22 protein-coding genes are annotated in these 22,525 nt (G+C 66.7%); 10 read left to right on the plus strand and 12 right to left on the minus strand.

Annotated features, from left to right (window positions below; translation table 11 throughout):
- The first annotated feature begins 6 nt into the window (after nucleotides 1–6).
- Complete coding sequence (locus tag HNO81_RS08445; protein ID WP_175317668.1) at nucleotides 7–2,484, plus strand: helicase-associated domain-containing protein; 2,478 nt, start codon at nucleotides 7–9, stop codon at nucleotides 2,482–2,484.
- 13 nt (nucleotides 2,485–2,497) lie between these two features.
- Nucleotides 2,498–4,144 carry a DNA repair helicase XPB gene (locus tag HNO81_RS08450; protein ID WP_175317669.1) on the plus strand — a complete coding sequence of 549 codons (1,647 nt, stop codon included), beginning with the start codon at nucleotides 2,498–2,500 and terminating at the stop codon, nucleotides 4,142–4,144.
- A gap of 37 nt (nucleotides 4,145–4,181) precedes the next feature.
- Here the strand turns inward: HNO81_RS08450 and HNO81_RS08455 are convergent, their stop codons facing one another.
- Both HNO81_RS08455 and HNO81_RS08460 read right to left on the minus strand, forming a co-directional pair.
- Entirely contained in the window at nucleotides 4,182–5,051 is an 870-nt protein-coding gene (locus HNO81_RS08455; RefSeq protein WP_175317670.1) for an FHA domain-containing protein, read from the minus strand.
- A gap of 5 nt (nucleotides 5,052–5,056) precedes the next feature.
- Complete coding sequence (locus HNO81_RS08460; RefSeq protein ID WP_175317671.1) at nucleotides 5,057–5,314, minus strand: hypothetical protein; 258 nt, start codon at nucleotides 5,312–5,314, stop codon at nucleotides 5,057–5,059.
- 148 nt (nucleotides 5,315–5,462) lie between these two features.
- On the opposite strand from HNO81_RS08460, the gene HNO81_RS08465 reads away from it, so the two are divergent.
- The 4 genes from HNO81_RS08465 to HNO81_RS08480 all read left to right on the plus strand — a co-directional run bounded on the left by HNO81_RS08465 (nucleotide 5,463) and on the right by HNO81_RS08480 (nucleotide 8,648).
- Nucleotides 5,463–5,963: a DUF427 domain-containing protein gene (locus HNO81_RS08465; RefSeq protein WP_175317672.1), complete on the plus strand. Its 501-nt coding sequence runs from the start codon at nucleotides 5,463–5,465 to the stop codon at nucleotides 5,961–5,963.
- Nucleotides 5,964–6,036: 73 nt separating this feature from the next.
- Entirely contained in the window at nucleotides 6,037–6,747 is a 711-nt protein-coding gene (locus HNO81_RS08470; RefSeq protein WP_056331118.1) for a response regulator transcription factor, read from the plus strand.
- Between the two features lie 2 nt (nucleotides 6,748–6,749).
- The gene (locus HNO81_RS08475; protein ID WP_175317673.1) at nucleotides 6,750–8,258 is read left to right on the plus strand and encodes a cell wall metabolism sensor histidine kinase WalK; all 1,509 of its coding nucleotides are present in this window, start codon (nucleotides 6,750–6,752) and stop codon (nucleotides 8,256–8,258) included.
- Between the two features lie 102 nt (nucleotides 8,259–8,360).
- Entirely contained in the window at nucleotides 8,361–8,648 is a 288-nt protein-coding gene (locus HNO81_RS08480; RefSeq protein ID WP_175317674.1) for a WXG100 family type VII secretion target, read from the plus strand.
- Between the two features lie 9 nt (nucleotides 8,649–8,657).
- Here HNO81_RS08480 and HNO81_RS08485 read toward each other — a convergent pair whose 3' ends face one another.
- Nucleotides 8,658–9,728: an RNase H family protein gene (locus HNO81_RS08485; protein ID WP_175317675.1), complete on the minus strand. Its 1,071-nt coding sequence runs from the start codon at nucleotides 9,726–9,728 to the stop codon at nucleotides 8,658–8,660.
- A gap of 191 nt (nucleotides 9,729–9,919) precedes the next feature.
- On the opposite strand from HNO81_RS08485, the gene HNO81_RS08490 reads away from it, so the two are divergent.
- Nucleotides 9,920–11,230, plus strand: coding sequence for an ABC transporter substrate-binding protein (locus tag HNO81_RS08490; protein ID WP_175317676.1), 1,311 nt, complete (start codon nucleotides 9,920–9,922; stop codon nucleotides 11,228–11,230).
- Between the two features lie 94 nt (nucleotides 11,231–11,324).
- Here the strand turns inward: HNO81_RS08490 and groL are convergent, their stop codons facing one another.
- The 5 genes from groL to HNO81_RS08515 form a co-directional block, all read right to left on the minus strand.
- Entirely contained in the window at nucleotides 11,325–12,959 is a 1,635-nt protein-coding gene (gene groL / locus HNO81_RS08495; protein WP_175317677.1) for a chaperonin GroEL, read from the minus strand.
- Nucleotides 12,960–13,250: 291 nt separating this feature from the next.
- Entirely contained in the window at nucleotides 13,251–14,519 is a 1,269-nt protein-coding gene (locus tag HNO81_RS08500; protein WP_175317705.1) for an ABC transporter substrate-binding protein, read from the minus strand.
- Nucleotides 14,519–14,725, minus strand: a complete 207-nt coding sequence (locus HNO81_RS08505; protein ID WP_175317678.1) for a cold-shock protein — start codon at nucleotides 14,723–14,725, stop codon at nucleotides 14,519–14,521. Before HNO81_RS08505 ends, HNO81_RS08500 begins: the two co-directional genes overlap by 1 nt.
- Nucleotides 14,726–14,789: 64 nt before the next feature.
- Complete coding sequence (locus HNO81_RS08510; RefSeq protein ID WP_175317679.1) at nucleotides 14,790–15,431, minus strand: LytR C-terminal domain-containing protein; 642 nt, start codon at nucleotides 15,429–15,431, stop codon at nucleotides 14,790–14,792.
- A gap of 51 nt (nucleotides 15,432–15,482) precedes the next feature.
- Nucleotides 15,483–15,812, minus strand: coding sequence for a DUF3263 domain-containing protein (locus HNO81_RS08515; RefSeq protein ID WP_175317680.1), 330 nt, complete (start codon nucleotides 15,810–15,812; stop codon nucleotides 15,483–15,485).
- Between the two features lie 133 nt (nucleotides 15,813–15,945).
- Here HNO81_RS08515 and HNO81_RS08520 point away from each other — a divergent pair, with 133 nt between their 5' ends.
- Complete coding sequence (locus HNO81_RS08520) at nucleotides 15,946–16,716, plus strand: uracil-DNA glycosylase (protein ID WP_175317681.1); 771 nt, start codon at nucleotides 15,946–15,948, stop codon at nucleotides 16,714–16,716.
- A gap of 13 nt (nucleotides 16,717–16,729) precedes the next feature.
- Entirely contained in the window at nucleotides 16,730–17,569 is an 840-nt protein-coding gene (locus HNO81_RS08525) for a siderophore-interacting protein (protein ID WP_175317682.1), read from the plus strand.
- A gap of 20 nt (nucleotides 17,570–17,589) precedes the next feature.
- Here the strand turns inward: HNO81_RS08525 and HNO81_RS08530 are convergent, their stop codons facing one another.
- The 3 genes from HNO81_RS08530 to HNO81_RS08540 all read right to left on the minus strand — a co-directional run bounded on the left by HNO81_RS08530 (nucleotide 17,590) and on the right by HNO81_RS08540 (nucleotide 21,694).
- Nucleotides 17,590–19,077: a threonine/serine exporter ThrE family protein gene (locus tag HNO81_RS08530; protein ID WP_175317683.1), complete on the minus strand. Its 1,488-nt coding sequence runs from the start codon at nucleotides 19,075–19,077 to the stop codon at nucleotides 17,590–17,592.
- 34 nt (nucleotides 19,078–19,111) lie between these two features.
- Entirely contained in the window at nucleotides 19,112–20,428 is a 1,317-nt protein-coding gene (locus HNO81_RS08535) for a peptidoglycan bridge formation glycyltransferase FemA/FemB family protein (protein WP_175317684.1), read from the minus strand.
- 132 nt (nucleotides 20,429–20,560) lie between these two features.
- Nucleotides 20,561–21,694, minus strand: a complete 1,134-nt coding sequence (locus tag HNO81_RS08540) for a peptidoglycan bridge formation glycyltransferase FemA/FemB family protein (RefSeq protein WP_175317685.1) — start codon at nucleotides 21,692–21,694, stop codon at nucleotides 20,561–20,563.
- Between the two features lie 121 nt (nucleotides 21,695–21,815).
- On the opposite strand from HNO81_RS08540, the gene HNO81_RS08545 reads away from it, so the two are divergent.
- A complete protein-coding gene (locus HNO81_RS08545; RefSeq protein WP_175317686.1) occupies nucleotides 21,816–22,358 on the plus strand; it encodes a TspO/MBR family protein in 543 nt (180 codons plus the stop codon).
- A 45-nt stretch (nucleotides 22,359–22,403) separates the two neighbouring features.
- On the opposite strand, the gene HNO81_RS08550 is transcribed toward HNO81_RS08545, so the two are convergent.
- The coding region (locus HNO81_RS08550; RefSeq protein WP_175317687.1) for an L-serine ammonia-lyase, iron-sulfur-dependent, subunit alpha at nucleotides 22,404–22,525 on the minus strand (122 nt) is incomplete at its 5' end.

Below are 22,525 nucleotides of genomic sequence, written 5' to 3' on the forward strand. Positions count from 1 at the left end.
GGACTGATGTCCCTCATTCGCGCGCTTGGCAAGGACCTGGAGGCACGCAGCGACGACTCGTTGCGGGCGCTCTTCGCCGCGCGGCCGGACCTTCTGTCACCGTCGGTTCCTGACTTCGCCGCCCTTGCGGCACGCGCCACGTCCAGGGTCAGCGTCCAGCGGGCCCTTGAGCGGCTCACCCGGCCACAGATGCAGGTGCTGGAAACCCTGCATCTGTGCACCAACACCGACACCGGGCACAGTGCCTCCGCTGAAGGAGTGCACAGGCTGATCCACGGGGCCGCCCTGGAAACCGTCGCCCGCATCCTGGAGACCCTGCAGGAGCTGGCCCTGGTGCACCCCGCTCCTCCCCCGCACGGCACCCCCTCCCCGGCTGCCGGCCAGCCGTTCTACCTGCCGGTGGGCTCGCTCAAGGACGTGGTGGGAATCTATCCGGCGGGGCTGGGCCGCAGCTACACCGAACTGGTCCGCCTGCAGCCGGCCTTCGCGCTGAGGGCAGTGCAGCTGGTCTCCGAACTGCACCGCAGCGGGTTCACCATCCATGAAGCCACCACACCCATGGAGGCTGCCTTGGCCCTCCAGCAATGGACCTCCTCCCCGGAGGCGCTGCAGCGCCTCCTGGCCGGCGCACCCGAACGGACGACGGCGCTGCTCGCCAGGTTCCGGAACTGGGCCATGGGTGCGGTCCCCCAGGCGCAGCGGAAGGCGTCGGTCACCACGGAGGGCCCCGACGTCGGGCCCATCGACTGGCTGCTCGCCCGCGGCCTGCTGGTTCCCTTGGATGCCGCCCACGTGGAACTGCCCCACAGCGTGGGGCTGGCGCTGCACGGCGGTGCCATCATCAACGACTTCACCCTTGCGCCTCCGGTCCCCGATCTCGGCACGACCACGGCGGCACTGCGCCGGAACGCGGCGTTGAGCTCCATCGCCGAAACCCTGCGCCTGGTCACCGAACTGCTGCATGCCGTGCGGGAACATCCGCTTCCCACCCTGCGCAGCGGGGGCGTGGGCGTGCGCGAGATACGCCGCGTGGCCGAGCACCTGCGGATCGAGCAGGGCGCCGTAGGCCTGCTGCTGGAACTGTGCGCCCTGGCCGGCCTGATCCGGCTTGACGTCGACTCCTCCTCGTGGGTGCAGCCACCGGACCTGGAATGGCTGGTCCTTCCCCGGCAGGAACAGTGGCTATGGCTGGTGAACGCCTGGCTGGCCAGCGAACGCGTGCCGTCCATGGTGGGCCAGCCCTCCAATGCGGCGCCCGGCGCCGCGGCTGGACGGACGGCATCCGGGACCACCATCACTGCCCTGTCTGCCGGAGCGCAGCGGCCCGACGCTCCCGTGGTCCGCAAGCGGATCCTGGAGATCCTGCATGAACTGACCCAGGAAGCGTCCGCGGCCGACGGGACCGCGCCCGTCCTCGACGCCGCCGCGGTCCTCCAGCGCGCGGAGTGGTCGCAGCCGCGGATGGCGCGTCGGTTCAGCTCACTGATCCGGGGTGTCCTGGCCGAAGCGGAGTTGCTGGGGCTGGTCGGGTCGGGTGCCTTGAGCCAGGTGGGCAGTGCCATCGCCGGGGACAATCCGGATGCCGCCTTGGCCATTTTGGGCGAACACCTTCCCGCGGCATTGAACCACGTGCTGCTCCAGGCGGATCTTACGGCCGTTGCACCGGGCTACCTCGCTCCGGCACTGACGGAAAAGCTATTGGTCATGGCGGACGCTGAAGGGCAGGGTCCCGCCACCATCTACCGGTTCTCCGCTGACTCCATTAAGCGCGCACTGGACCACGGCTACGACTCCGCTGCCCTGTTGGCGTTCCTCCGCGAACACTCGGCCACGGCCGTGCCGCAGCCGCTGGAGTACCTGGTGGAGGACACGGCGTCCCGGCACGGCAGGCTCCGGGTGGGCCAGGCGGCCAGCTTCATCCAGAGCGACGACGAAGCGGCCCTGCGCGGGCTGCTGGCAGGGCCGAAAGCGGCGCAGCTGGGACTGGCCAGCCTGTCGCCGACGGTCCTCACGTCATCGGCGCCCCCACGGGAACTGGCCGCCGCACTGCGGAGCCTGGGCCTCTCCCCGGCTGTGGACGGGGCTGCCCCATCGGCGCACCTGCGCCGGCCTGCCGTGCCGCAGGAAAGCTCCCGCCCCGTCTACACCGCCCCCGGGATATCACCCCTGGCCGAGGACGTTGACGCCCAACTGGACGTCCTGCGGCGGGCGGGGGCCGGCGTCGGGCACCATCCCGGTGCCGCTACCGGCAGCGAGGCAGCCACCCAGCTGGGACTGGAGGCGCTGCAAAGGGCCATCCGGCTGAAGAAGCGGGTCCAGATGAACGTGGTGGACAGCCTGGGGAATGCCAGCCTGGAAGTGGTTGTTCCGCTCTCTGTGAGCGGGGGCAGGGTCCGCGTCTTCGATCCCGCCAGGGACACGGAACGGGTCCTGTCCGTGCACCGCATCATCGATATCGAGGCCGCAGAAGAGCTGCGCCAGTGAAGGATCTCCCCCTGTGACCGACGGACCCCTGATCGTCCAAAGCGACAAGACCATCCTCCTGGAGGTGGACCACGAGCTGGCCACCGAGGCCCGGCACGCCATCGCACCGTTCGCCGAGCTGGAGCGGGCCCCTGAGCACGTGCACAGCTACCGGCTGACTCCGCTGGGCCTGTGGAACGCCCGCGCCGCCGGGCTGGACGCCGAAAAGGTCCTCGACGCCCTGCTGAAGTACTCCCGTTTTCCGGTGCCCCATTCCCTGCTGGTCGATGTCGCGGAAACCATGTCCCGGTACGGCCGGCTCCGCCTGGAAAAGGACCCACGCCACGGGCTGGTCATGCGGACGGACGACTACCCGGTCCTGGAGGAAGTGATCCGGGCCAAGAAGATCGCGCCGCTGCTGGGCCCCAGGATCGACGGCGAGACGGTGGTGGTCCATGCCTCGCAGCGTGGCCAGCTCAAGCAGCTGCTGCTGAAGATCGGCTGGCCCGCGGAGGACCTGGCCGGCTACGTGGACGGCGCCCCGCACCTGATCTCGCTCAACGAGGATGGCTGGGAGCTGCGGCCCTACCAGCGCCTGGCCAGTGAAAACTTCTGGGCGGGCGGCAGCGGCGTGGTGGTCCTGCCCTGCGGGGCCGGCAAGACCCTGGTGGGAGCCGCGGCCATGGCCACCGGTTCCACCACCACCCTTATCCTGGTCACCAACACCGTGGCCGCCCGGCAGTGGAAGGACGAGCTGGTCAAGCGGACCTCGCTGACCGAGGATGAGGTGGGTGAATACTCCGGCGCCGTCAAAGAGGTCCGGCCGGTGACCATCGCCACCTACCAGGTGCTCACCACCAAGCGCGGCGGCATCTATCCCCACCTGGAACTGGTGGACGGCCACGACTGGGGCCTGATCATCTACGACGAGGTCCACCTCCTCCCCGCCCCAATCTTCAGGATGACGGCCGACCTGCAGGCCCGCCGCCGCCTAGGGCTCACCGCCACCCTGGTCCGCGAGGACGGACGCGAGGGCGAAGTGTTCAGCCTGATCGGGCCCAAGCGGTATGACGCACCCTGGAAGGACATCGAGTCCCAGGGCTATATCGCGCCCGCCGACTGCGTGGAGGTCCGCGTGGACCTGCCAGATGATGAACGCGTTGCCTACGCCATGGCCGACGACGCCGACAAGTACCGGCTCTGCGCCACCTCAGAGTCCAAGACCCAGGTGGTGGAGCAGCTGGTGGCACGGCACGCCGGGGAACAACTGCTGGTGATCGGCCAGTACATCGACCAGCTCGACGAGCTTGGAGTGCGCCTGGACGCGCCCGTGATCAAGGGTGACACCCCCGTCAAGGCGCGGCAGAAGCTCTTTGACGCGTTCCGTTCCGGCGATCTGCAAACCCTGGTGGTGTCCAAGGTGGCCAACTTCTCCATCGACCTGCCCGAGGCCTCCGTTGCCATCCAGGTGTCCGGTTCGTTCGGTTCACGGCAGGAAGAGGCCCAGCGGCTGGGCCGGCTGCTGCGGCCCAAGAAGGACGGCCGGGCCGCCCGCTTTTATTCCCTGGTGGCACGGGACACCCTGGACCAGGAGTTCGCGGCCAAGCGCCAACGGTTCCTTGCCGAGCAGGGCTACGCCTACCGCATCATGGACGCCAAGGACGTGCAGGCCGCGGAGTAAACCCCGGCCTGCACGTATCCCCTCCGCACTTGTCGCCTCAGCGGACGCCCTCGGAACTGTCCCGTTCCATGGTTCCGGTCCGGGGATCCAGCTGTGGACGTTCGTAGGCCAGTTCCCCGCCGCTGCGGCCGCCATAAGGGCGGCCGTGGTCGGCAAATTCCTCACGGAAGAACGCAAGGCACCACTGCCCCATTTGGATCCTTGCGCCGGTGCGCAGGACGGAGGGCTCCGTCCTGGAAACACTGCCGCTGACGGGCCCCATTGGCACCAGGACGTACTCGTCCTGCTCGTCGTGCCGGATTTCGGCGTGGAGTGCTTCCAGGCCCTCCAGCTGGACATCGGATCCTGGTCCGCTGCCAATCGTGGTGACGTCCTCCGAGAGGGCAACCTCCCGGGGGATCTGGCCCGTCCAGGTGGCGGCGTCCTGGACGAAGATCAGACGCGGCCGGCCCCCGCCCCTGGCGTAATGCGTGGTGGTGATGCGCCGGACGATCTTCCGCTGGACGGTGGGAACCAGGGGCAACGGGGTGGCGGGGGGCAGCAAGGGCACGCCCCGGGCCTTCCGCCGGCCCTGCCGGACCAGCGGCAAGAGCGAACCGAGCTTGCCCAGCTTGATGTGGGGCGAGCGCGTCACCAGACGCTGCGACGCCGGAGCGTCCACGTTGCCCAGGCTGACGATGGTTCCGCCCGGTCCTGCAACGGTGACGCTGACCCCCTTGCGGGCCAACAGCTCAGCCAGCGGCTTGATCTCGTCCAGCGGCGGGAGGCCGCCGCCCGTCAGGGGCGCCAGACCCCCCAGGGACACGGTGACCTCGGTTCCGGCGGCGCTGGCATGGCCGCTGGTGACCCCACCCGAACCGTCCGTGTACGAAAAGTCCAGGTCAATGTCCAGACGGTGCTCCGTCATGTCCGTCAACCGCGGTTCGAGTCAGCTCCAGCGGCGTCCCGGTCACTGGTGGTGACGCGCAGGCTTCCGTTGAGCTTCCAGGTGGCACGCGGAGCGTCGGGGCCGATGTCACGCGGAACCTCAACAGTCATGTCGATGAACTGGTAATTGATCGCGGCACCTTTGCCGGTGAGATACGACCACATCTCCTCGGCAAGGTCCGCCCAGTCGCGGATGCTGCGGTCGTTTGCAGCTGGATTGTCAGTGGCACTCAGGTCAGTCATGATAATCAGTCCCCTTCGATGGGCCAGGAGCGGCAAGCATCACTGTATTCCCGCTTTAAAGGCTGGGGAAGATGCGGGGCGCGGAACGTTCTTGCCTCAAATTGGGTTCCCTGCTGCGGAATCCAGTAAGTGGACGCACACTGGAAGCATGACGACAAGAATCGTGCCGGCCACGCCCGGGCCCGGGCAGGAGTCGGTATGGGACTACCCCCGCCCTCCCCGGATCGAACGCAGCACCGAACGGATCCGCATCGTCCTGGGCGGAGAACTGATCCTCGATACCACCGACTCGCTGCGCGTGCTCGAAACCAGCCACCCGCCGGTGTACTACGTCCCCGAATCAGCATTCACCGCCGGTTCCCTCGAGCCGGCTTCGGGCAGCAGCTTCTGCGAATTCAAGGGTGCCGCGAAGTACCTGACCGTCCGTGGCGGCGGCAAGGAAGCAACCAGCGCCGCCTGGTCCTACCCTGAGCCTGCAACCGGCTTCGAGGCGCTCGCTGACCGGGTGGCCGTGTACCCCGGCCGGGTGGATTACTGCGAAGTGGACGGCGAGCGGGTCACGGCACAGCCGGGACGTTTCTACGGCGGCTGGATCACTAGCCGGGTGGTGGGCCCGTTCAAGGGTGAACCGGGGACAATGGGCTGGTAACTGCGGGCCGGCCCCCATCATGCTCACAACGAATATCCAGACAACTCCCAGAGACTGGGAGCATGATGGGAGCATGAACAAGAACGGTCCAGAAGCCAGGCTGCTCGTCGTCGATGATGAACCCAACATCCGCGAGCTCCTCTCCACGTCGCTGCGGTTCGCCGGCTTCGAAGTGGTCTCCGCCGCCAACGGCCGCGATGCGCTCGCCGCTGCCGATACCCACGCCCCCGATCTTGCCGTGCTGGACGTCATGCTTCCGGACATGGACGGCTTCACCGTGACCCGCAGGCTTCGTGCCTCCGGGAAGCACTTCCCTGTCCTGTTCCTCACTGCCAAGGACGACACCGAGGACAAGGTCACGGGCCTGACCGTGGGCGGCGACGACTACGTCACCAAACCCTTCAGCCTCGACGAAGTAGTGGCAAGGATCCGGGCCGTGCTCCGCCGCACCCAGCCCCTGCTGGACGACGACGCTGTCATCCGCGTGGACGACCTCGAACTCGACGACGATGCCCATGAGGTGCGGCGCGGCGGGACCGTCATCGAGCTCTCCCCCACCGAGTTCAAGCTGCTGCGCTACCTGATGCTCAACCCCAACCGGGTCCTGTCCAAGTCCCAGATCCTGGACCACGTCTGGGAGTACAACTTCAACGGCGACGCTTCCATCGTGGAGTCCTACATCTCCTACCTCCGGCGGAAAGTGGACATCGACCCCGAGGCACCGGCCCTGATCCAGACCAAGCGCGGGGTGGGCTACGTCCTGCGGACGGCTGAAAAGCGCTGACCTTGCTGAAGCGGTGGAAGTCGGCCTCGCTCAGGTCACAGCTGGTGGCCATGATCATGGCCCTGCTGATCGTGGCGCTGACGGTGACCGGTGCGGTGACCCTGACGCTGCTGCACAGCTACCTCCAGGGCCAGGTGGATGACAAACTCAACGCCGCCGTCGACTCTGCCCGGAAACAGCGTTCCTTCACCCAGCTGCAGGCGCCCAGTTCCATCCCCACCGACTATTCACTGATGCTCTTCGCCCCCGGCGAGGACCCCTACACGTTCGGCGGGGACCCGGACGACCACCCCGATATCACCGCCATAACGGTGGATCAGGCCCAGGCGCTGCAGCTGGTCCCCTTCCAGGTCCGCGGTACGGACGGCGAAAACTGGCGGGTCGTGGCGGTGACGGTCCAGAACGGCCCCACCACGTCTGTGGTGGTGATCGGGCTGCCGCTGGAAAGCGTTGACGATGTCCTCAAGCACGCCACCCTCGTGGTCACGGGCGTGGGCCTGCTGACCCTGCTGCTGGCCTCGCTGATAGCGAGCTGGACCGTGTCCCGGTCCTTCCGTCCGCTGGCCAGGGTGGAAAAGACGGCCGCTGCCATCGCCGCCGGAGACCTCTCCCGCCGCGTGGAAGTGGAGAACCCGGCCACCGAACTGGGCCGGCTGAGCAGCTCCCTGAACGCCATGCTGGCGCATATCGAAACAGCGTTCGCGGCGCGCACGGCTTCGGAGGCAAGGATGCGCCGCTTTGCCGCTGACGCCTCCCATGAACTGCGCACCCCGCTGGTGACCATCCGTGGATTCTCCGAACTGTACCGCCACGGTGCCCTGGCCACGGACGAGGACGTGGCCACAGCCATGGGACGGATCGAAAGCGAAGCCAAACGCATGGGCTCCATGGTGGAGGACCTGCTCCTGCTGGCCCGCCTGGATGAGCAGCGCCCCCTGCAGCAGAAGCCGGTGGACCTGCAGCTGGTCGCCCACGATGCCGTGGTGGACACCCAGGCCAGCGACCGCTCCAGGGCGATCTCCCTGACCGGGCTCGACGGCGGACCGGCGGCACCGGCCCCGGTGCTCGGGGACGAAGCCAAGCTCCGCCAGGTGGTGGGCAACCTTGTGGGCAATGCTTTGCGTTACACCCCGGAGGGCAGCCCGATCGAACTCGCAGTAGGTGTCCGGGAGTCCGACCGCGGGCAGTGGTCCGTCATTGAAGTGCGGGACCACGGTCCGGGCATATCCGAAGAGGACGCAGCCAAGGTGTTTGAGCGCTTCTACCGGGCGGACACCTCCCGCACCCGGGAGACCGGCGGCAGCGGCCTGGGGCTCGCCATCGTTGCGGCGATCGTGGGCTCCCACGGCGGCACCGTCCGGGTGGAAAAGACCGACGGCGGCGGCGCCACCCTGGTGGTCAGCCTGCCCCGGGCTGATGACGCAGACGTCAATGACAGCAGCGGGGAGGACGCCGCTGGGGAGGCTGCCCCGGCCGCGAAGGACAACGGCGGCTCGGTTATCCACATATAGTCTTCCGGCCATGGCAGCCTCCCGCGCGTGCTCCATAGGCTCGTCGCAGCAGCCCGGATCCGCCGGGCGCGGGTATACCCGCCCAACTCGAGAGGCACAGCCATGAGCATTATTTCCGTCGACACAGAACTGCTGCAATTGAAGGCCGCCAATGTGCAGGCCACGGTGGAGCGGATCAGCAGCGATGTCCAAACCATGAAGCGCGGGCTGGATGAACTGCAGGGGTCGTGGCGGGGCTCTGCAGCCACCAACTTCCAGGCCCTGGTCACCGAGTGGACCATCACCCAGGGCAGGGTGGAGGCTTCCCTGGCCTCGATCAACACCGCTCTTGCCTCAGCCGCCGCCACGTATGCCCAGGCCGAGCAGGGCAACGCGCAGCGCTTCAGCTGAGAGGCCGGCTCAGGCCTCCGGGGTCCCCTGGTGGAACCGAAGGCGCCACCGCCCACCGTCGAGGACCCACAGGGAGCTGCGGAGGGTCGTGCCGGAGCGCGCAAAGCTTCGGTACGTCAGCAGGACCGCGCTGGTGCCGATGCGCTCCGCTCCCAGGACTTCAATGTCAGTCCGTTCCCCCGGGTCTTCTTCCAGGGCCATCATCATGGCATCGCGGGTCCACACCCGCCCGGAACTGCCGATTTCCATGAAGTCCGGATGGAGCAGGACGGCCGTCCGGCCGATGTCCCCCCTCACCAAGGGGCCCAGCAGCTCACGTTCCAGCTCTTCCACCAGCGCTTCGGGCTCGATGGAGCTGCCCTGCTGGGTTGCCTCGGCCACGTCAAGGGCTTCGTTGTCCAGCTCGCTGAACAGGTCAAGTTCTTCGAAGGCCGCAGAAACAGGGGCAGGAGTCGCACGCGGCTTTCCCCCAGCGTTGCCCCCGCCGGTCGAAACAACCGGACCACCCGCTGGGGGCGTCCTGCCGACCGGCGCTGCCGGCGGGCTTGCCTGGCCGGCGGCCGGGATGTCCAGCGTGGCGGGCTGAAGATCACCGGCGGCCGCCGGGTGGTGGCCACCCGGGAAACCCGGGCCGGATCTCGCCGCGACACCTTGCTGGTAGGCGGTGGCTGCCGCCCTGGCCCGTTCGTCGGCTGCCTCGTTCAAGTCGTGCCCGGCATGGCCCTTGACCCACTCGAAGGTGTAGGTCCTGCCTGCCAGTTCCCTGTCGAGTTCCTTCAACAGTTCCACGTTCAGGACGGGTTTTCCGTCAGCCTTGCGCCAGCCCTTCCGCTTCCACCCCGGCATCCACTTGGTGATCGAGTTGATCACGTACTGGCTGTCGCAAAGAATGCGCAGGTCCTCCCCCGGCACGTGCGCGGTAGCGCGCAGCAGGTCAAGCACCGCCATCAGCTCTCCCTGGTTGTTGGTCCCGTGGGGCCAACCGCCGGCGCGCCAGCAATCGTCGTTCACGTACCAGGCCCAGCCGGCCGGGCCGGGGTTTCCCAAGGCCGAACCATCAGCCGCTGCAGTAATCGTCACCGGTCCATCCTGCCAGAAGCGACCGACAGCAGCCTGGCGACCATCCGGGAAAACGTTTACCGAAAGTTCTTGACGAAGTCGCCGCGGACGCGAAACAATCACAGCATCACTCGAGAAAACGGTTTCTTGGATGCTGGACGGCCCGGTTGCATCGCCGCCGCCCCATCCGTAGGCCCCCGAAAGGAACATCAATGACGATTCCAGTCGTAAGCCGGCGCAGGTTCCAGCTTGGCGCTGCGGCGCTGGCCCTGTCCATCCTGGCGACGGGTTGCGGAGCCCCGGGCGGATCAGGCGACAACGGCCAGGTGACGCTGCGGTTCGCGTGGTGGGGCAACGAATACCTCAACGGACAGACGGACAAGGTCATCGCAGCGTTTGAGGCGTCCCACCCGAACATCAAGATCAAGACCGAGCCCGGCGAATGGGCCGGTTACTGGGACAAACTGGCAACCAAGACCGCGGCCAATGATGCACCCGACGTCATCCAGATGGACCAGAAGTACATCGCGGAATACGGCGGACGCGGCGCCCTCCTGGACCTCTCCAAGCAAAGCGGCCTGGACACCTCAAAGCTGGATAAGGAAGCACTGGCCTCCGGACAGTACGACAATGCACAGTACGGGCTGAGCACGGGCCAAAATGCCTATGTCATCATGGCCAACACGAAGGTGTTCGAAGCGGCAGGAGTCCCCGTCCCTGACGACACGACGTGGACGTGGAAGGACTTCATGGATACCGCGGCGAAGATCAGCGCCGCCGGTGATGGCAAGACCTACGGAGCCGCCTACGGCAGCAACGAGGCCGACCTGATTATCTGGTTGCGCCAGCACGGCGAAAACCTGTACTCCAGCGACGGCAAGCTGGACTTCGAGACGGCGACCGCCGCCTCCTTCTGGGAGCGGCTCAAGGAGCAGCGGGACTCCAAGGCCAGCCCTCCGGCCACGGTGGCCACGGAGGACGGCGGGGCCGGCCTGGAAGAGAGCCTCTTCGGGACAAACCGGGTGGGCATGGCATGGTGGTGGACCAACCAGCTTGGTTCGCTCGAAGCCACTACCGGCAGCAACATCAAGATGCTCCGGGCTCCGAGCGTGGACGGGTCCTCGGCCAACAACGGCATGTACTACAAGCCCACCATGTTCTGGTCCGCCTCCTCCCGGTCAAAGCATCCCCAGCAGGCGGCGGAATTCATCAATTACCTGACCAACAGCCCGGAGGCAGGCGCCATCCTGATGACGGACAGGGGCGTGCCCACCAACAGCGAGATCGTTGCTGACATTACGCCGTCACTGAAGCCTGCCGACACCACCGTGGTCGGGTTCCTGAAGGATGTTGCGGCCGATATCAAGGATGCGCCGCCGGTGCCTCCTGTCGGTGCCGGCAGCGTCCAGAACGTCATCAAGCGCTACACCGATGAAGTGCTGTACGACCGGCTGAGTCCGCAGGCCGCGGCGGAGGCCTTCAAGAAGGAAGTCCAGGGGATGCTGGACTCAGCCAGGAAGTAGGCCGCCCCAAGGCCTCTTGCTTAAGACAAAAGTGCGGCCCCCTCCGGAGGGGGCCGCACTTTTGTTGTTGGCGGGCTGGTCCCGGCCGGGAGGCTTAGAAGCCGCCCATGCCGCCCATGCCGCCCATGTCGTCTCCACCGGCGGGGGCAGAAGCCTTCTCCGGCTTGTCGGCGACAACTGCTTCCGTGGTGAGGAACAGGCCAGCGATGGATGCCGCGTTCTGCAGGGCGGAGCGGGTGACCTTTACCGGATCGTTGACGCCGGCTGCCAGCAGGTCGACGTACTCGCCGGTGGCTGCGTTCAGGCCGTGGCCGGCGGGCAGGCCGCGGACCTTGTCCACGACAACACCGGGCTCCATGCCGGCGTTGAACGCGATCTGCTTCAGCGGGGCGTCGATGGCAACGCGGACGATGTTGGCGCCCGTTGCTTCGTCACCGGACAGCTGCAGGTTGGCGAATGCCTTGGCGCCGGCCTGAATGAGGGCCACGCCGCCACCGGCAACGATGCCTTCTTCAACTGCAGCCTTGGCGTTGCGGACAGCGTCCTCAATGCGGTGCTTGCGCTCCTTGAGCTCAACCTCGGTGGCGGCACCGGCCTTGATGACTGCCACGCCGCCGGCCAGCTTGGCCAGGCGTTCCTGCAGCTTCTCGCGGTCGTAGTCGGAGTCCGAGTTCTCGATCTCGGCGCGGATCTGGGACACGCGGCCGGCGATCTGGTCGGCGTCGCCGGCACCTTCAACGATGGTGGTCTCGTCCTTGGTGACAACAACCTTGCGTGCCTGGCCCAGGAGTTCCAGGCCGGCGTTCTCCAGCTTGAGGCCAACCTCTTCGGAGATGACCTGGCCGCCGGTGAGGACGGCGATGTCTGCCAGCTGGGCCTTGCGGCGGTCGCCGAAGCCCGGAGCCTTGACGGCGACGGACTTGAAGGTGCCACGGATCTTGTTGACGATCAGGGTGGCCAGGGCTTCGCCCTCGATGTCTTCGGCGATGATCAGCAGCGGCTTGTTGGACTGCATGACCTTTTCCAGGACAGCAACCAGTTCCTTGACGTTGGAGATCTTGGAGTTGACGATCAGGATGTACGGATCCTCAAGGACCGTTTCCTGGCGCTCAGCGTCGGTGACGAAGTAGGCGGAGATGTAACCCTTGTCGAAGCGCATGCCTTCGGTGAGTTCGAGCTCCAGGCCGAAGGTGTTGGATTCCTCGACCGTGATGACGCCTTCCTTGCCCACCTTGTCCAGGGCTTCGGCGATGAGGGCACCGATCTCGTCGTCACCGGCAGAGATGGAGGCGGTGGCCGCGATCTCTTCCTTGGTTTCGATTTCCTTGGCGGAGTTCAGCAGCTCGGCGGTGACGGCGTCAACAGCCTTCTCGATGCCGCGCTTGAGGGACAGCGGGTCGGCGCCGGCGGCAACGTTGCGCAGGCCTTCCTTGACCAGGGCCTGTGCCAGGACGGTTGCCGTGGTGGTGCCGTCACCGGCAACGTCGTCGGTCTTCTTGGCAACTTCCTTGACCAGCTCTGCGCCGATCTTCTCGTAGGGATCGTCCAGCTCGATCTCCTTGGCGATGGAAACACCATCGTTGGTGATCGTGGGGGCGCCCCACTTCTTTTCGAGGACGACGTTGCGTCCACGCGGGCCGAGGGTGACCTTAACGGCGTCGGCGAGGGTGTTCAGGCCACGCTCAAGGCCGCGGCGTGCCTCTTCATCAAATGCAATGATCTTGGCCATAACGGCAGTAGTCCTTTCGGGACAGTCGTTAAGAATGAACCTTCGCTGCAGTGCCCGCGACGGACGATCCTTTTGCCGGCGGCCTCTGTATGCCTCCGGGCGGGGATCTCACTGAAGTGAGGTGTTTCTTTCGCTCATCGTCCGGCGCCGTGCGCCGCCGGCCGGAAGCAGGCGGTGCTTTAGCAGTCGGTACGTCAGAGTGCTAACTCAATAATTAGCACTCCCCAGGTGAGAGTGCAAGCGAAAAGACGCTCCACGCCCGCCTCGGGCCGGCGGCTTCGCCCAGGGCGATCAGCCGGAGTGCCCGGCCGACTCACGGCCCGACAAAGTGGGGTTGTTGTCTGCTCCGAAGGTGTACACGGAGAAGACGGCCGTGGTGATGTCCCCGTTGGAATCGAAGGCAACCGGGCCCGATTCGCCGTCGTAGTTGATGTCCGGTCCGCCGGCAAGGCCGCCCAGGCACTCCCGGTAGCTCAGGCATGGGGCAGCCGGCACCCCGGTTCCGGCATCCATGGCCCCGCCTGAGACGGCTATCAGGTTGGCGGCAATCGAGCGCCCGGCATCATCCTGGGCACGGGCCGCAGCAAGGGCCGCCAGCGTGACGGCATCGTACGTTTCAGCAGCGTACGAGACGTCTTTGAGGGCCGGGTCCACAGCCAGCAGTTTCGCCTGGAAAGCGGCGCTGGGCAGCTGCCCGGGGACGACGCCGCGGGCACCCTCCAGGGCCCGGGCCGGGAGCCCGGACCCGTACCGGGCGAAGGCACCGTCGCTGAAGATCAGGCGTGAACCAGTGAGGCCGGCACCGCTGAGCTCGGCAACGGCTCCGCGCGCGCCGTCGCGGGCAACCAGGACGACGGCGTCCGGCGTGGCCTTGGACACCGCGCGCACGGCGTCCGCGGGAGCACCGTCCTTGAAGCCCGCTCCGGGCAGGACGGTGAGTCCGGACGACTTGGCGGCGTCGGTGACGGCGGCCGACAGCTCCTTGCCGTAGGCACCTTCCTGGTACAGCACGCTGATGGTGGCAGCGCCCGCATCTTTGGCCAGCTTCGCCAGGACGGGGCCCTGCGCGACATCGGCAGCGGCGGTGCGGAAATAGTAGCCCCCGTTGGGCGCCCCGGAGAGGCCTGCAGCGGTGTTGGCCGGCGAGATAAGCGGTATGCGCGCCTGGGACAGGATGTCCACCGCGGCAGCCGCATGGCTGGAATCGGTGGGTCCCACCACGACGTCCGCTTTGGCGGCTGCCAGGTCCCTGGCCTGGGCTGCAGTGTCCTGGTCCGGGTGCACCGGGAGGAACTCCACCGGCCGGCCCTTGTGGCCGCCGGCGGCGTTGATGTCCTGGACAGCCAGTTTGGTGGCAGCCTGCTGGGGTGCGTTCAGGAACGCATTGTCCCCGGTGCTATCCAGGATCAGGCCCACCCTCAGCACACCGTCGCCGGAGGCCTCAGCCGGCTCCACCCGGGCGTTGCCGCCCGTTCCGGCGCATGCCGTCAGGGAGAGGACAGCTCCCACGGACACGGCGAGCGCTGCGAGGACCGGGGTTCCCGGCCGAAGAGCAGACATCACGGCGCGGGCCGGACGTTTTCCGCCTGGGGCCCCTTTTCACCCTCGCCCACGTCAAGTTGGACGCGCTGGCCCTCGGCCAGGGCACGGTACCCCTCCACCTGGATGGCGGACCAGTGGACAAAGACGTCGTCCCCGGAGCCGTCAACGGTGATGAAGCCATAGCCCTTTTCGGCATTGAACCATTTGACGGTTCCCAGTGCCATGATGAACAACTCTTTTCCGTTGGGGCCAGGATGAGACCGGACCGGCGTGAGTGGTGGTGTGGGCCTACCGGTAGCCCGGGCCCAGGACCACAACCAGCGGGGCCTGAAATTCGGGGCTGTCCACCACGCTGGAAATGTTCAGCAGTGCGGCGAGTTCCTGGGCGTTTGCCAGCTGCTGCGGACCGGCATAGAAGATCACGGACGACTTCTGCGGCGCGCCGGACCAGTTACCCACCTGGCCCAGCCGCCAGCCGTCGCCCTGGACAGTTCCGCCCACCCGGCCGGCCAATCCGGCGGTGCCGGCGGCGTTATAGACGGCCACGGCCTGGGTCCGGTCGACGGCGGGCGGCTGGGTGGGAGATGCTGCGGACTCCGGAAGGGGCCCGGTGCTTTGGGTGGCCTCGGAGGACGTTTCAGGCGCCGGGGACCCAACGGGCGCTGATGCGGACGGCGCAGCCGAGGGGGTGGTTCCGGTAGCCGCCAGCGGAGCTGCCTCCACGCTGGCCGATGCCTGGCTGGCGGTGGCGTTGAAGCCAAGCTTGGGAAGGATCAGGAAGGACACCAGCCCAATGGCAAGGGCCGCCACCCCTACAGCCAGGATGGGCCACAGCCGAACGCGGGACGGGGCCGACGCCGCCCGGTGGACACCTTGTCGCGACGCAGCCTCCGGGACTTTGTCGAATTCATCGCGGGCGTATCTGGTCATGGTGGAAGGACATCCTTGTTCAGTGCGGCTGTTGTCCCGGCGAGGGTCGTCTTAAGCGTCGGATCCCAGGCGACGGGCAGTGCGTGCCCGGTGGCGCGACGTACGTAGTCTACGCAATCTCTTGACCAGCATGGGATCGTGGGCCAACGCATCCTCGCGGTCGATCAACGCATTGAGGAGCTGGTAGTAGTGGGTGGCGGAGAGATCGAACAGCTCCCGGATGGCCTGTTCCTTGGCCCCGGCGTACTTCCACCATTGCCGCTCCAGGGCCAGCATTTGTTGTTCGCGCTCGGACAGGGAGGACTCGCGAAGGACGAAATCCGCCAGGAGGGACTTCCCTGGATCCTGCTCCGGCAGGTGTTCCCGGGCCGGTTCCGCCACGGCGCACTCCTTCGCTGGTAAAGGTCAATGTCTCCTTCCCATGGTAACCGTCGAATAACAAGGGTGTCATTTGCCGCACCCGCCCGGGGCTGTTCCCGGCCCGGCCCGGCGCCGTCCCTGCGACAATGGAACGATGGTTGAATCGGATGCCCTCTTCGAGCTTCAGCAGGACCCGGCGGACACCGCCACCTTCGCCGGCCTCGCCCGGTTGCCGCTCCCGGAGCTCATGGCTCCGGACTGGGCCGCGGCCCTCCAGGGTGTGGAAGCCCAGCTCCGGAAGGTCCTTGGCTTCCTGGCAGCCGAAGAGGCCCAAGGGCACCAGCTCCTGCCGTCGCCGTCGAACGTCCTGCGCACTTTCCGTCAGCCCCTCGCGGACGTGAGGGTCCTCATCGTGGGGCAGGACCCGTACCCTACGCCGGGACACGCCGTCGGCCTGTCCTTTTCGGTTGATCCGCATGTCCGGCCCCTCCCCCGAAGCCTGGTCAACATTTACCGGGAGCTGGAATCGGACCTTGGCGTCCCCCCGCGTGTCCATGGCGATCTCTCGGCGTGGACGGAGCAGGGCGTGCTGCTGCTGAACCGGGTGCTCACCGTAAGGGCAGGTGCGGCAGGCTCGCACCGCGGCAAGGGCTGGGAGGAGATTACGACGGCGGCAGTCACCGCGCTGGCCTCCCGCACGGCCCCGGACGGGAGCAGGACGCCGCTGGTGGCAGTGTTGTGGGGCAAGGAGGCCGAGGGGGTCCGGGCGCTCCTGGACGGCGCCCCCGCCGTCACCAGCCCGCACCCCAGCCCGCTGTCCGCATCCCGTGGATTCTTTGGCTCCCGGCCGTTCAGCCGCGCGAACCAGCTGCTGCGGGAACAAGGCGCCCCGGACGTAACCTGGGAACTCCCGCCGCTGCCCTAGCTAGGCTTGCCTTATGAGCACCGTCCCCGCCGCCACCAGCGCAACCAGGAACAGCCGCCCGCAGGTCAATCTCACCGTGCTGCGGAAGGAGCAGCTGTCCCCGCACATGGTCCGGATCGTGGCCGGCGGAGAAGGCTTCGGCGACTTCGCCAATAACGGGTTCGTGGACCGCTACGTGAAGATCGTCTTCCCCCAGCCCGGCGTCGAGTACCCGTCCCCGCTTGACCTTTGGAAGGTCCGGGAGACTATGCCGCGGGAACAGTGGCCCTTTACCCGCACCTACACGCTGCGCTGGGTGGATCCCGAAGCCCGGGAGCTGGCCATCGACTTCGTGGTCCACGGGGACGAAGGGCTTGCCGGTCCCTGGGCGGCCAATGCCCGGCCGGGCGAGACGCTGACCTTCACCGGCCCCGGCGGCGCCTACAACCCCAACCCCGAGGCCGACTGGTACCTCTTTGCCGGGGACGAGGCGGCCCTGCCCGCCATCGCCGCCTGCATCGAGTCACTGCCGGCAGGGGCCACCGGCCTGGCCTTCCTGGAGGTCGGGACAGAGGAAGACATCCAGCCCCTTGCCGCACCCACGGGACTGCGCATCACCTGGTTGCCCCGCAACGGCGCTCCGGCCGGGTCCAGCGACCTGCTGGCCAATGCCGTGGCTGACGCGGAGTGGCCAGGCGGAACGGTGGACGTCTTTGCGCACGGCGAACGCGGCTACATGAAGGCCCTGCGGGAGGTCCTGTTCAAGCAGCGCGGCCTGGAGCGCCGGCAGGTCTCACTCTCCGGGTACTGGGCGCAGGGCCGCGTGGAGGACGTGTTCCAGGCCGAGAAAAAGCTCCCGGTGGGCCAAATCTAGCCCACCACCGGCGGCCAGGCTTACCGGCGGCGTGCCCGGCGCCGCTCGTTGCTGGCAAGGCTGCGGGTCAGCGGACGGGCCAGCACGTCGCCCAGGACAATCCCGCCGGCTGTCCCCAGCACGATGGCTCCGGCGCTGAGCATCCCGCCGGCACCGGCCAGGATCTCGGACTCCTCGACGGTGAGCACATACATGGACCGGAAGATCGTCAGGCCAGGCAGCAGGATCAGTGCCGCGGGGACAGCCACCACCAGCTGCGGCGCACCCATGCGCAGGGCCACCACGCGTGCCAGCAGGCCAATGACGACGGCGGCCATGGCCGGGGAGAACCGGTCACCGATTCCCAGCAGGCCGCAGCCGAGCAGCACCAGGTAGCCGGCCACACCAACGGCTGCCGTGGGCAGCAGGAGCTTCCATGTGGTCTGTTCGGTGATGCCGATGGCCATCACCGCGGCGGCCACGAAAAGGACCAGGACCCAGAGGTCATAGGCGGGCGGGAAGGTCTGCGTGACGTCGATGCGCTGCAGCCCGGTCAGTTCCCCCACCACGAAAGCGACGGCGATTCCGGCCACGATGGCGCCGAACGTCAGGAGGGTGGAGAGGAACCGCCCCGCGGCCGTCACCGGGAAGCCGTTGATGGCGTCCTGCACGGAAGACACCAGGCGCCCGGTGGGAAGGAGCAGCAGGATACCGCCCACCACCACGATGGACGGCGATGCGGTGAGCTTCAGCTGCCAGAGCAGCAGCGCCAGGATGGTCACCACGAAGGAGCAGCTGGCGGTAATGAAGAAGTCGGGCACGCGCCAGCGTCCCAGCTGCCGGGCCAGCAGGCTGATGCCGATGTTGGCCACGAAAGCGATCGCCGATGACACCGGTCCACCGCCCAGCACGCCCACGAAGACCGCGGCGAAGATGCCGAATGCCACGGTGACCATCCACCGCGGGTACGGCTTGGGGCTGGTGATGGCTTCATTGAGCCTGCGGATCGCTTCGTCACGGCCCACGCCGCCGGCAACGATGTCGGTGACCAGCTGGTGCACCGTTGCCAGGCCGGCGTAGTTGTTGGTCCAGGACCGCACCACGCGCAGCAGCGCGATGGGGGTCTGGTCCTTGGGCGCGTAGTTGATGCCCACGGACTGGTTGGTGATGTCCACCTCGATGTTCTTCAAACCCAGTGCCGCGGTGACGGCGATGATGCTGGTTTCAACTTCCAGGGCACCGGCGCCGTAGCGGAACATCGTCTCGGCCAGGTGCAGCGCAAAGTCGAGGGTTTTGCGGGCGGACGTGTCCACGCCGCCCACCTGGATGGTGGGGTTGGCGTAGGGGCTGCCGGCGAGCCGGTCCACAATGCTCAGCGGAGCCGTGGGAGGACTCTCGCCCTGTACCAGGCGGCGCAGCATCCTTTTCGCGGCAGCGTCCTGCCGCAGCTGCGCAGGGGTCAGCGGTTCGGTCTTGGGCAGGCCGTCAGTTGCCGGCCTGGACCCTGGCCGTTCGGGCCGGTTGGTCATGCCCGTTTCCTCCCTGTGCGCGGTTGCTGGACTGTCAGGATGCGCGCTTCAGCGGCAGCTTGCCCAGCAGTGTGCGGGCAGCCGCGGCAGCGGACCTTGCGAGCTTGTTGGCTTTGAAGACGGCCGGACGGACGGGGAGGACGAAGTCCCCCACCAGCTGGACCACTTCCCCACCGAATCCCTTCTTGAATTCGTAGCCGCCGTGGCCTTCCTCGTCCTGCCCGGAGATGCCGAACGTGCCGTAGAAGTTGTACCGCGGGTAGCCCTTCTCCAGGGCATGCAGCATCATTCCCCAATACAGGGAGGTTGCGCCGTTGAAGTAGATGTAGTCCTGGACCGTTCCGCCAATGACACACACCACCTCATCGCCATAGCAGACGAAGTGGATGGCCGCCACGGTGGCCGTTCCCACGGAGTCGGGGAAACGCTCAATGTCCTTGAGGCTCCGCTCGTAGCTGTCCACCAGGTCCTGGACCACTTTGAGCCGGTTGGCCTTCTTCTTGCTGCCGGTCTCCTCCACCTCGCGGCGGAGCTCCGCTGCCGTTGTCGACTCCGCAGCCAGGCGCTCGGTGATGGATTTGCGGTAGGCCGGGATGTCGATCTTGGCCATCATCAGCTTGGTGAACTCTGCGGAGGTGGTGCGGAGCAGGTTCTCGTAGTAGGCACGTTCGCGGTACACGAAGCCTTTTTCGTCGCCGGCCCGGCTCAAGGCCCCGTAGAAATCATCAAGCGTCGCCAGGGTGGCCTGTTCGAGGAACACACCGTTCTTCTCGGCTTTGCGGATGGCCTTCCGGGTCCGGTAGCTGGTGCCCATGATCAGTTCTTCGGCGTCCTGGATGCCTACAAGGTTCTTGATGAACATCCAGTTGACGTTGACGAAGTTCATGTCCAGGCCCTGGTGTTGGAATCCGAGCCGTTGCAGTTCGGCCACCAGCGGGCGGTTGTCCTCGACGTCCGGGTGCTCGGCACCGTCGGCGTCACGGGCGATGTACCTGATGTTGGGCGAGATCCGCAGTTCAGCCGCTTTGCGCTCAGCGGCATGCCGGCGGAGGAGGTCGACGACGGCGCGCACCAGTTCAGGGTCCGCGTAGTCCATGAGGGGGCCCTTGGCGCATTCGCAGACGGTGTACCCGAGCCGGGTGGTGGTGTAGTTGAGCTTTCCGGCTGCCACCAGTTCGCCGTCCCGCCGGACCCCGAAGAGTTCCACCTGCTGGCCACGGGCACGCTGGAAACGGGCAAAGTCGATGGACTGCAGGAAGCTGTTCTGGGGGTGTTTCAGGGCGAAGGCCTCAAATTCGGCGTCGCTGAGGTTGGCGTATTCAAGCCCTGTCGCGGCGGTAACGGGATTCAAGGGTGACCTTCTTCTGTACTCTTCGCGGCCGGTGGGCTCGCGTTGGGGGACGGTGTTCTGGGTGCCGGGTTCAGGGTGTCCGGCGCGGGTGCGTGCGGTGGCAGTGCGGCGGCGGGCCCTGGCGGCAGCGGGTCAGTAGAACTGCTGCCCGGTTCGTGCGGTCTCGATCCGGCGGAACACCTTTTCTCCGCCGTTGACCCAGAGCCTGTGCCGGAGCGGGGACAGGACATAGTCGTGGCAGCCGACGAAGTCGGTGACCGTCTTGGTGAAGCTGGTCTTGAACATGCCCATTCCGTAGAGGTTGTGGGTCTTGTCCTTGATGCGCGCAGCCGGCGGGGTGCCGCAGAAGTCGTATTCCGTGCAGCCGAGTTCCTGCATTCTCCGGATGGCCGCCCATTGCACCAGGTGCGAGTCACCGTACTGCTTGCGGTTCTGGGTGGAACCGCCGTCCTTGTAGGTGGCCTTGGCGCCGTAGTTGATGACGAAGGCGCCCACGCTGGGTTTTCCGTCCTCGTAGGCGAAGAAGAAGTTGCCCTGGCCGCGGTTGCAGAACTCGTCCCAGAACTGTGCGTAGTAGTCGTAGCTGCGCAGGGGCATGGAGCCCTTGGCACTGACGGTGTTGGCCATCAGGTCGTACAACGCCCGGTACGTTTCGGGTCCTTGTTCCTTCCGGACCACGTGGCAGCCCTCGCGCTCTGCGCGCCGGATGGCGTTCCTGGCCCGGGACGAAATGGCTTTGAAGACCTCTTCCTCCGTACCGGAGATATCCAGGATGGCGGTCGAATCGTTGGACTGGATATTCGGGGCCTTGGCCAGGTGGGCGGCAGCCAGTTCACGCTGCGCTTCGTCCGAGTCGATGATGTCTGGTTCCACTTTGATGGTGAAGACCCTCAACTTGCTGGTGCGGACCAGTTCCGCGCATGCCTCGAGGGCAGCTCCCAGGTCTGCTGCTCCTGCCAGGTCAGGGCCCTTGATGAGGTACCAGAGCCGGCCCAGGACGGGGAAGCTTTTTTCCAATACCAGGTTGTAGCTGGCATTCCCGCTGCCTTCCAGGACCAGGAACCGGACTTTCCACCCGCTTCCGTTCTTGACCGATGCGTAGGCGGCGGACTGCAGCATGTTGCCGCCGTTGGGGTTGGCCGTGACGTGCTTGTCCCAGTTCTCAATTTCTTCGGCTGTGGCAAAACGTGCGGTGAATTCTCGCAAGGGGGCCGTGTCCAATCGGGTTTGTGCGCGGTTTCGGTACTTCTGGATGCGTGCGGACATGCAGCATCAAGTCTAAAGCCTCAGGCGGGGCAGGCATTTCTTCAGCGTGCCCGGGACGGCATTGCCCAGGTACGGGCGCGCCACCTTGACGGAGCTCACGAAGTTCAACAAGGGTTGGGGTATGAGGCCGGATAGGGAACACAGCACCACTCCCGCGGACACGGGAAGTCCTTACAGTGCGTGGGTCCAGGCGGCCGCGCTGGCAGGTTTCCTGGTGGCGTCACTGCTGGTGGCGGCGCTGGGCGGCCTGGCATCCGCTGCGAACGTCGACGGCTGGTATGCCACGGCGGACAAGGCCCCTTGGTCCCCGCCCAACGGCGTGTTCGGTCCCGTATGGACCGTCCTGTATGCGGCCATGGCAGTTGCAGCGTGGCTGGTCTGGCGCCAACGCGCCGACGGGACCCGGCAGGCCATGGTGGTTTACGCCATCCAGCTCGCCCTGAACCTGGCCTGGACCCCGGCATTCTTTGCCCTGTACCCGGCCCTTGGTGCGGCGGCTCTGTGGCTCGGACTGGCCATTATTGTGTCCCTGATCGCCGCGGTGACGGTGACCGTGATGTCTTTCGGTCCTATCAGCCGCACGGCCGGACTGCTCCTGCTCCCCTACGTATCGTGGCTGGTGTTCGCCGCAAGCCTCAACTGGTGGGCGGCAGCGCACAACTAGGCGCAGCGCCCGGCCCACGGTGGGTGGCGGGGTGTGGGTGGGGTGTCAGCATTCGACGACGTTGACGGCGAGGCCGCCCATGGCGGTTTCTTTGTATTTGTCGGACATGTCCTTGCCGGTTTCGCGCATGGTGATGATGACTTCATCGAGGGAGACGCGGTGGGTCC

Origin of the sequence: Pseudarthrobacter sp. C4D7, assembly GCF_013359725.1 — a bacterium.
Classification (GTDB): domain Bacteria; phylum Actinomycetota; class Actinomycetes; order Actinomycetales; family Micrococcaceae; genus Arthrobacter.

What these genes read in the sequence shown, in the direction of transcription:
- HNO81_RS08530 (WP_175317683.1), bottom strand. Translation starts at nt 19,077, where the DNA reads ATGACCAACCGGCCCGAACGGCCAGGGTCCAGGCCGGCAACTGACGGC.
- HNO81_RS08540 (WP_175317685.1), bottom strand. Translation starts at nt 21,694, where the DNA reads ATGTCCGCACGCATCCAGAAGTACCGAAACCGCGCACAAACCCGATTG.
- HNO81_RS08525 (WP_175317682.1), top strand. Translation starts at nt 16,730, where the DNA reads ATGAGCACCGTCCCCGCCGCCACCAGCGCAACCAGGAACAGCCGCCCG.
- HNO81_RS08545 (WP_175317686.1), top strand. Translation starts at nt 21,816, where the DNA reads ATGAGGCCGGATAGGGAACACAGCACCACTCCCGCGGACACGGGAAGT.
- HNO81_RS08510 (WP_175317679.1), bottom strand. Translation starts at nt 15,431, where the DNA reads ATGACCAGATACGCCCGCGATGAATTCGACAAAGTCCCGGAGGCTGCG.
- HNO81_RS08500 (WP_175317705.1), bottom strand. Translation starts at nt 14,519, where the DNA reads ATGTCTGCTCTTCGGCCGGGAACCCCGGTCCTCGCAGCGCTCGCCGTG.
- HNO81_RS08490 (WP_175317676.1), top strand. Translation starts at nt 9,920, where the DNA reads ATGACGATTCCAGTCGTAAGCCGGCGCAGGTTCCAGCTTGGCGCTGCG.
- HNO81_RS08460 (WP_175317671.1), bottom strand. Translation starts at nt 5,314, where the DNA reads ATGACTGACCTGAGTGCCACTGACAATCCAGCTGCAAACGACCGCAGC.
- HNO81_RS08520 (WP_175317681.1), top strand. Translation starts at nt 15,946, where the DNA reads ATGGTTGAATCGGATGCCCTCTTCGAGCTTCAGCAGGACCCGGCGGAC.
- HNO81_RS08465 (WP_175317672.1), top strand. Translation starts at nt 5,463, where the DNA reads ATGACGACAAGAATCGTGCCGGCCACGCCCGGGCCCGGGCAGGAGTCG.
- HNO81_RS08445 (WP_175317668.1), top strand. Translation starts at nt 7, where the DNA reads ATGTCCCTCATTCGCGCGCTTGGCAAGGACCTGGAGGCACGCAGCGAC.
- HNO81_RS08480 (WP_175317674.1), top strand. Translation starts at nt 8,361, where the DNA reads ATGAGCATTATTTCCGTCGACACAGAACTGCTGCAATTGAAGGCCGCC.
- groL (WP_175317677.1), bottom strand. Translation starts at nt 12,959, where the DNA reads ATGGCCAAGATCATTGCATTTGATGAAGAGGCACGCCGCGGCCTTGAG.
- HNO81_RS08505 (WP_175317678.1), bottom strand. Translation starts at nt 14,725, where the DNA reads ATGGCACTGGGAACCGTCAAATGGTTCAATGCCGAAAAGGGCTATGGC.
- HNO81_RS08470 (WP_056331118.1), top strand. Translation starts at nt 6,037, where the DNA reads ATGAACAAGAACGGTCCAGAAGCCAGGCTGCTCGTCGTCGATGATGAA.
- HNO81_RS08455 (WP_175317670.1), bottom strand. Translation starts at nt 5,051, where the DNA reads ATGACGGAGCACCGTCTGGACATTGACCTGGACTTTTCGTACACGGAC.